We start from the raw sequence: 6633 nt of genomic DNA on the forward strand, positions 1-6633 counted from the left end.
CTCGTCCGAAGTCCCCAGTTCTTGTCCGCCCCAGTTCTTGTCCGCCCCAGTTCTTGTCCGCCCCAGTTCTTGTCCGAAGTCCCCAGTTCTCGTCCGAAGCCCCAGTTCTTGTCCGCCCCAGTTCTGGTCCGAAGTCCCTACATCTGGTCCGAGGTCCCGGGATGGTGTTCGGACCTGCCATAGGTGCTCGGCCCGGTAGGCAGCTGTACCGGCGTCCTGGCGGGCGGGTGGGAGTGGCCGGACGGCCAGCACTCACCAACCGCGCCCGGGCCCTGGTGCGCCGCCTGGCATTGCCCAGTCCATGACCTACCGGCGAGGTTTGTGAGTGGTGGCCGTCCGCCAGGTGCTGGTCTGGAGCTAGCGGCGGCGTACTGCGTCCAGAGCGTGGGTGGGGACGAGGCGGGTGTTGTAGACCTCGGTACGCCGGCGCGGGGCGTCCAGTGGGTGCTCCGCGATCTCCAGGAAGTCGGCACCGACCCGGTCGATCGTGCCGGTGACCGGTGTTCCACCACAGAACAACGTCACGGGCGAACGGTCCCGGGCGATCCCCCGCAGCAGGTGCGCCAGGCCTAGCTTCGCGGCAACGACCCCTTCGGCCGGCTCCGCCCACGGACCCAACCGGTGCACCGCGGTGAGAGCGGTGTCCGGGATCAACCATTCCTCGTAGCGCTCGGCCTCGAGCAGCAGGCAGTCCTTGCCGACCCGGCTGAGCATGCCCTGCACTGGATCGGCCTGGGTGAGCTCGACCCGTACGACGGTGCCGACCGCGCCGCGCAGCCGGTCGAGCACGGTGATCTTGCCGACCTCGGCGCGGATCCGGTCCGCCACCTCGCCGTACAGATCGCCTTCCTGCATCGCCTCGAACTGGGACTCCAGATCCTCGAACAGGGCTTCCAGACGCATGTCGCGAACCTACTCGCTCGAGCGGTCATCGCCACTTTCCGTGCGGTCGACTCACCGTCCGTGACACTTTCGCCGATTTCGACTTGCCAAAGGCGGGCTAGGTCGGTCTATATTGATCAAGCCAAGGCAAACTCATGCAAACTCATAGATAGGAGGCGAAAGCAGATGAACGCGATGATCCGGGGCCTGAAAGGGCTTCTCGCCCTCGGCGCACTGGGTGGGATCGGACTCCTGCTGCGGTGGGTCACCGCGGACTCCATCGGCTCCGCCACCACGCAGGACCTGACCTCGATGGCATCCTTGGCCGTCGGCTCGGTCGCCTGGGTCGCCTACGTCTGGCTGCTGATCGCCGTGCTGGCCACGGTGCTGGAGCAGGTGCCGGGCGTCGTGGGCCGCTCCGCCTCGGTCGTCGCCACCCGGATCACCTCACAGAGCTCCCGAGCGCTCCTCCGCTCAGCCCTGGGCGTCGCCGCCGTCACTCCGCTGACGATCGGCGTAGCCCACGCCACTCCCGGCGATAGAGACCACCAACGCCCCTGGACCTCGGTCGAACCCCGCTCCACCGTCCAACTCACCGGCGACACCGCCACCTGGCGAGCCACCGAACCCGCATCCACCCTCCGCCTGACCGGTGGCTCGGCGAGCCCGAGAGACCGCACCACTACGCCGCTCGCAATACCGGCAAACCCGGATGCTCGCACCACTGCGCCGGAGGGTGAAGGTTCTACGGGCCGGACCTCGGTGCCGGAGCAGGCTTCGGGGCTTCGTCTCACCGGGGACTCGAAGCAGCCAACGAACGTCGGCGCCAAGCCGGGGTCCGCAGTACCGGCCGATCCCGGCAAGGTGCGGGCGTCGGGGCCGGATCAGGTGGCTGTGCCGGATCGGCCTACGTCCGGAGCCGCCACGCGGTACACCGACCTCAAGACGGGGCAGCGGGTCCAGCCGGCTTCACATGTGGTCCAGCCCGGGGAGTCGCTGTGGTCCATCGCGGCGGCTGAGCTCGGCCCGGCAGCGACGGACGAGGCGGTCGCGACTCGCTGGCCGCAGTGGTATGCGGCGAACCGCCGACTGATCGGCCCCGACCCCGACCTCATCCATCCCGGCCAGGTGCTCCGAACCCCGGCGCCCGCGACCGTCCAGCCCGTGCCGCCTACCCACCAGGAGAAGTGACATGAGTCAGCCCCCACGCCTCGTCGCCATCCACCCCCTCCCGACCCCCGACACCGTCCCCGCACCCGAACTGCCGGCCCCTACACGGCTCCAAGCCCAGCAGCCTCAGGCCGGAGGCGAGCAGCCGGCTGCGCCGACTCGGCTTCCTGTTCGGGGGGCGAACGGCGAGGCTCAGCGTGGTCCGGTGACGGATGGGGCGCTCGCTCTGCGGTATCAGGCTGTTCCGGAGGTGCAGGTTGCGCCGGCTCGGCCTGTGCTGCGGCTGGTTCCTACCGGGCCGTTGTTGCCCGAGGCGCAGGCGTGGGCTCCTCGGCTGGTTCAGGCGCTGGCTGAGGTGCTCGCCGGTGACCGACCGATCAGTCAGTTGGTGCGGTTCACCGACACCGTGGTATTCGCCGATGTCAGCCGCAGGGTCCGCGTGCTCGGCCTGACCACCACCGCCACTGCCCGCGGCGCCAAGGAGCGCAGCGCCGTCCGCTCGGTCCATGTGTTCACGCCGGCCACCGAGGTCGCCGAAGTCGCCGCCCACGTCCGGTACGGCGACCGGTCCCGCGCGATGGCCCTCCGCCTCGAGGTACACCGCGGCCGCTGGATCTGCACCGCCCTCGAACTCGGCTGACCACCGGCCACCTGAGAACGACGCAACGGAATTGTCGGTGGGACCACTCAGACTGACGGGGTGAGTCAAGTGGTGCAGCCGTATCGCGAGCGAGCCGCCCGGGTGCCGGGGGCTGTGGTGTGGACGCGTACGACGGACGGCGGCCCGCACCGGATCCTGCCGGACGGGTGCATGGATCTGCTCTGGATCGAAGGGAAGCTGGTTGTCGCCGGGCCGGATACGCGGGCCTACCTGGGGACCTCGGAGCCCAGGACGCGGTACGCCGCGATCCGGTTCGCCCCGGGTACAGCGCCGGGGTTTCTCGGAGTGCCGGCCAAGGAGATTCTCGATCGCCGGGTTGCTTTGTCGGACCTTTGGTCTCCGGGGCGCAGCCGTCGGTTGGCGGATCGGATCGGGAGGTCACCCGATCCCGCGACGACGCTCGAGGATGCGGTCGCCGACCTGTTCCATGAGCCGGATTGCCTGGTGAGCCATGTACTGCGTGGCGTCCGCCGCGGCGTCGCAGTACCGGCTTTGGCGGGGGATGTCGGGCTGAGTGAGCGGCAGTTGCATCGTCGGTGCCTGGACGCCTTCGGGTACGGGCCGAAGATGCTCGACCGGGTCCTCCGGATGAACCTGGCACTCGACCGGGCGCGCACAGGTCTCTCGCTCGCCGAGGTTGCCGCCCGCACCGGGTATGCGGACCAGGCCCACTTCACCCGCGACGTGAAGGCTTTGGCAGGCGTCCCACCGAGAACCCTCCTCGCCTGACAATCAGGCATGAGCTTCTCCCGACGCGCAGCCGGAGCCACGAACGCCACGACTCTGCGGCACAACCCGTTGAACGCGGTCACGGCGACGGTCGAGCGGATCACCGACGCGGCGGGACACACCCTGATCCGCAAGGAATTGCAGCAACCGACAGCCGCGGCGGAAGGTCCCTGGAGGGCCTCCGAAGATCCGCGGCACTGGAACTACTGGCGGCGCGAACTGGAGGTCTACCGGGACGACCGACTGCGCGAGCAGCTCGCCGGCACCGGTCTCGTGCTGCCCGAGGCCGAGGTCGAAGAACACCCCGGCGGCGCGGTTCTCTACCTGGAGGACATCGAAGGTCGGCCGGGTACGGCGTTCACTCTCGACGATCATGCGGCACTGGCGCGAGGGTGCGGACGGTGGCAGTCGAGGCCCGCGGACGACGTGCCGTGGACCTCTGTCGGCTTTCTCCGGGACTACTCCACGACTCGGGACGTGCCGTGGAAGTTGCTTGCTGACGACGCGGCCTGGAAGAAGCCGTTGATCGCCGACAACTGGCCTGCCGGGCTCCGGTCCGCCTGGATCGAGCTGGTTGCCCATCGCAATGAATTGCTCGAACTGGTCGAACGCCTGCCGCGAGCGCGGTGTCATCTCGATCTGTGGGTTTGCAACGCGATCCGCAGGCCCACCGGTGAGATCGCCTTACTGGACTGGGCGTTCACCGGCGACGGCGCTATGGGCGAGGACATCGGCAACCACATCCCGGACGCCGTGTTCGACCTCTTCTGGCCGGCCGAGCGGATCGCCGAACTGGCCGAGACCTGCATAGCCAACTACCTCGAAGGTCTCCGCGAAGGCGGCTGGCGAGGCGATCCCGACCTGGTTCGCCTGGCCGTGATGGCGTCCGGAGTCAAGTACGCGTGGCTCCTCCCCGGCCTCCTCGGCCGAGCTTCAGAACCCACCCACAACGCCTACCACCAACAAGCCGACTCCCAGTACCTCTTCCACCAACGCGGCCAGGCACTCTCCTTCATCGCCACCTGGACCGCCGAAGCCCTTCGTACCTCGAACTGAAGCACTGACGGCGACCGGGTGAGCAGCCGGTCGCCGTCAGCGTGACGAGCTCTAGACGATGACGGTGAAGCCGCCAGGGAGGACGGGAGCCTTGACGGTTGATGCATGCGTCGTGGTGCGAGAGCGGAGTTTGCCACTGCGGTCATAGGTGGAGATGACGTGGCGGCTAGTGGTGCCCACCTCGACCTGATGGGTTCGGGGATGGGAATCAACACTGGCCAGCAGGTTTGCGGTACCCAGCCGCAGCGTGGAGATCAGCGGGAGAAGAAGTACTGCATCCACGCGGTTGGGCCCACCACTCGACGTGGCATTGAGTTGGGTGGCGCCGCTAGGGAGTGACCCCGACAGCGTGATGGGCAGAAGGGCACCCGGCGCGGCCGAGATGCCCTGCGGTCCACCGGCACCATGATCGATCGAGCCCAAGGAGCGGCTTGAAGACCACTGGGTACGGCCGGCCGTACGATCAGCCACCAGATCGATGATCGGGGCAACCAACCGAGCCTGATCGGACGCCGCAACCGTCAGCGAGAGGCGACCTCCGGCCGGCAGAGAGACGTAGGACCCGTTGCTCCATTGAGATTCCCCGGTCCAAGCAGACGGTGGGGTGACCACCGTCGCACCACCGGAGAGGGTGGCGGACTCCGCTTCGACCACCTGAAGACCGGACGTCGCCCGAGAGCCCGCACCAAGAGTCCGGGCCAGCCCAGCCAACTCTGGCGAGCGGTCGAGGGCCAGCATCGAGAGGAGCCCGTGGATGGTGGACTCGGCGCCGGAGTTGCGGTTGATGACGCCGTCGCCGGAGATGCCGTCGAAGGTGCGACCAGTCGCCGGATCGTAGGTGGCCTCCCCTGCGCGGTTGGCGCCGAAGTACCAGGCTGCGACGAAGGCGGCCACCTGCCGCAGACCGGGACGTTCCCCTGCGTCTGCGACAGCCAGGAGACCCTGCAGCCGGGCGTCCACGCCGTACGCGATCTGGGTGCGGTCGATCGGTGCCGGGAGCCAGCCGTTGTCGGGACCGCCCGCAGTCATGAGCAGTGGGGTGAACCCGGCGGTGTCCCCGATGGCAGGCTCCAGCAGCCGCGACGAGCGCAGTACGGAGGATGCGGCGGCGAGGGCGGAGGGCATCTGGGCGCCCCAGGCGTGCCAGTCCGAGATCGACTCGCCCCAAGGAAGCAGGGCGCGGAACGGCCACGTATTGCTGTCCCCCGCACCCATGGCCGCCACACCATCGGCGAACTGCGTCAAAGCGCGCCGAGCGCGGGCAGACCCACCTGCTCGCACGTAGGCCGCCAAACCCAGCACAGCCTCTGAAGTGGCGTCTGCACCGTTCACGATGAGCCAAGCCGGCACGCGGCGGCCGTCGACCACATTCCAGTCGCCGTAGCGAACCAGGACCTGACGCTCCAACGCAGCGATAGCCAACTCGAGCCGAGCACGCAGGAAGGCGGCAAACCCCGGGTCAATCGTCCGGAAGATCGCGTAGCCCTCCCCGAGCGCCCAGACCGTCCGAGCCAGCCAGTACGCCGGTCCGGAATCCGACGGGTCCGGTAGCTCGACCGGCTCGGCGCTGGGGTTTAGCGTGCCGTCCGGCTGCATCCAGAGCACCACGTTGCCGGCGAACTGGCCTGTAGCCGTCTGCAGATAGGTCAGCCCACGGAGCAACCCGTACGCCGTGTCACGGCTGTGCTTGTCGCCGCGGAGCTTGTAGTGCCGCAGGTAGACCACAGCAGCCCGGGCGACGTCGTCCGCGTTGAACGCACCCTGACCCCAGGTGTTCGTCGCCGGGTCAAACGCACCACCACCGACCCGGGCGTAGGACCCGTCAGCCCGGCGATCGGCATACGTCCACAACACACCGATCGGACCCGACCCGTACGTCGAGTGCCCCGCCTGGGCAGGCGGCGAGACCTCGGCACCGAGGAAGTCCAGATGCGCCAGGTTCGTCAAAGCCGAAGCAGCACCCGCAGTTGCAGAAGCAGAAGCAGAAGCAGGCAGCGTGACACCAGTCGAGGCGGCGACGGCCAGCGCGCCACCGAGGACGGTCCGGCGAGAGGCGATCATTGCAGCCGGTCCAGCCTCGCGACGCCGATCTTGGCGTCGGCCATTCCGTAGAAGACGTAGTGCATGCCGTCGAC

Annotated in this window: 6 protein-coding genes; 4 read left to right on the forward strand and 2 right to left on the reverse strand. The window is 68.4% G+C overall.

From position 1 onward, the window contains the following. Positions 1-357 precede the first annotated feature (357 nt). Positions 358-903, reverse strand: a complete 546-nt coding sequence (locus ACFPJ1_RS01530) for a hypothetical protein (RefSeq protein ID WP_380100933.1) — start codon at positions 901-903, stop codon at positions 358-360. Positions 904-1068: 165 nt separating this feature from the next. Between ACFPJ1_RS01530 and ACFPJ1_RS01535 the strand changes: the two genes are divergently transcribed. The 4 genes from ACFPJ1_RS01535 to ACFPJ1_RS01550 all read left to right on the forward strand — a co-directional run bounded on the left by ACFPJ1_RS01535 (position 1069) and on the right by ACFPJ1_RS01550 (position 4498). Beyond that, a complete protein-coding gene (locus tag ACFPJ1_RS01535) occupies positions 1069-2073 on the forward strand; it encodes a LysM peptidoglycan-binding domain-containing protein (RefSeq protein ID WP_380100934.1) in 1005 nt (334 codons plus the stop codon). A 184-nt stretch (positions 2074-2257) separates the two neighbouring features. Next, positions 2258-2692: an Rv3235 family protein gene (locus tag ACFPJ1_RS01540; protein ID WP_380100935.1), complete on the forward strand. Its 435-nt coding sequence runs from the start codon at positions 2258-2260 to the stop codon at positions 2690-2692. A gap of 60 nt (positions 2693-2752) precedes the next feature. Further along, on the forward strand, positions 2753-3442 hold the full coding sequence (locus ACFPJ1_RS01545) for a helix-turn-helix transcriptional regulator (protein WP_380100936.1): 690 nt from the start codon (positions 2753-2755) through the stop codon (positions 3440-3442). Between the two features lie 9 nt (positions 3443-3451). Next, positions 3452-4498, forward strand: coding sequence for an aminoglycoside phosphotransferase family protein (locus tag ACFPJ1_RS01550; protein WP_380100937.1), 1047 nt, complete (start codon positions 3452-3454; stop codon positions 4496-4498). Between the two features lie 51 nt (positions 4499-4549). Here the strand turns inward: ACFPJ1_RS01550 and ACFPJ1_RS01555 are convergent, their stop codons facing one another. Beyond that, positions 4550-6559, reverse strand: coding sequence for a hypothetical protein (locus ACFPJ1_RS01555; protein ID WP_380100938.1), 2010 nt, complete (start codon positions 6557-6559; stop codon positions 4550-4552). Positions 6560-6633: the final 74 nt, after the last annotated feature.

Origin of the sequence: Kribbella qitaiheensis (assembly GCF_042657745.1) — a bacterium.
GTDB classification, from domain to species: domain Bacteria; phylum Actinomycetota; class Actinomycetes; order Propionibacteriales; family Kribbellaceae; genus Kribbella; species Kribbella qitaiheensis.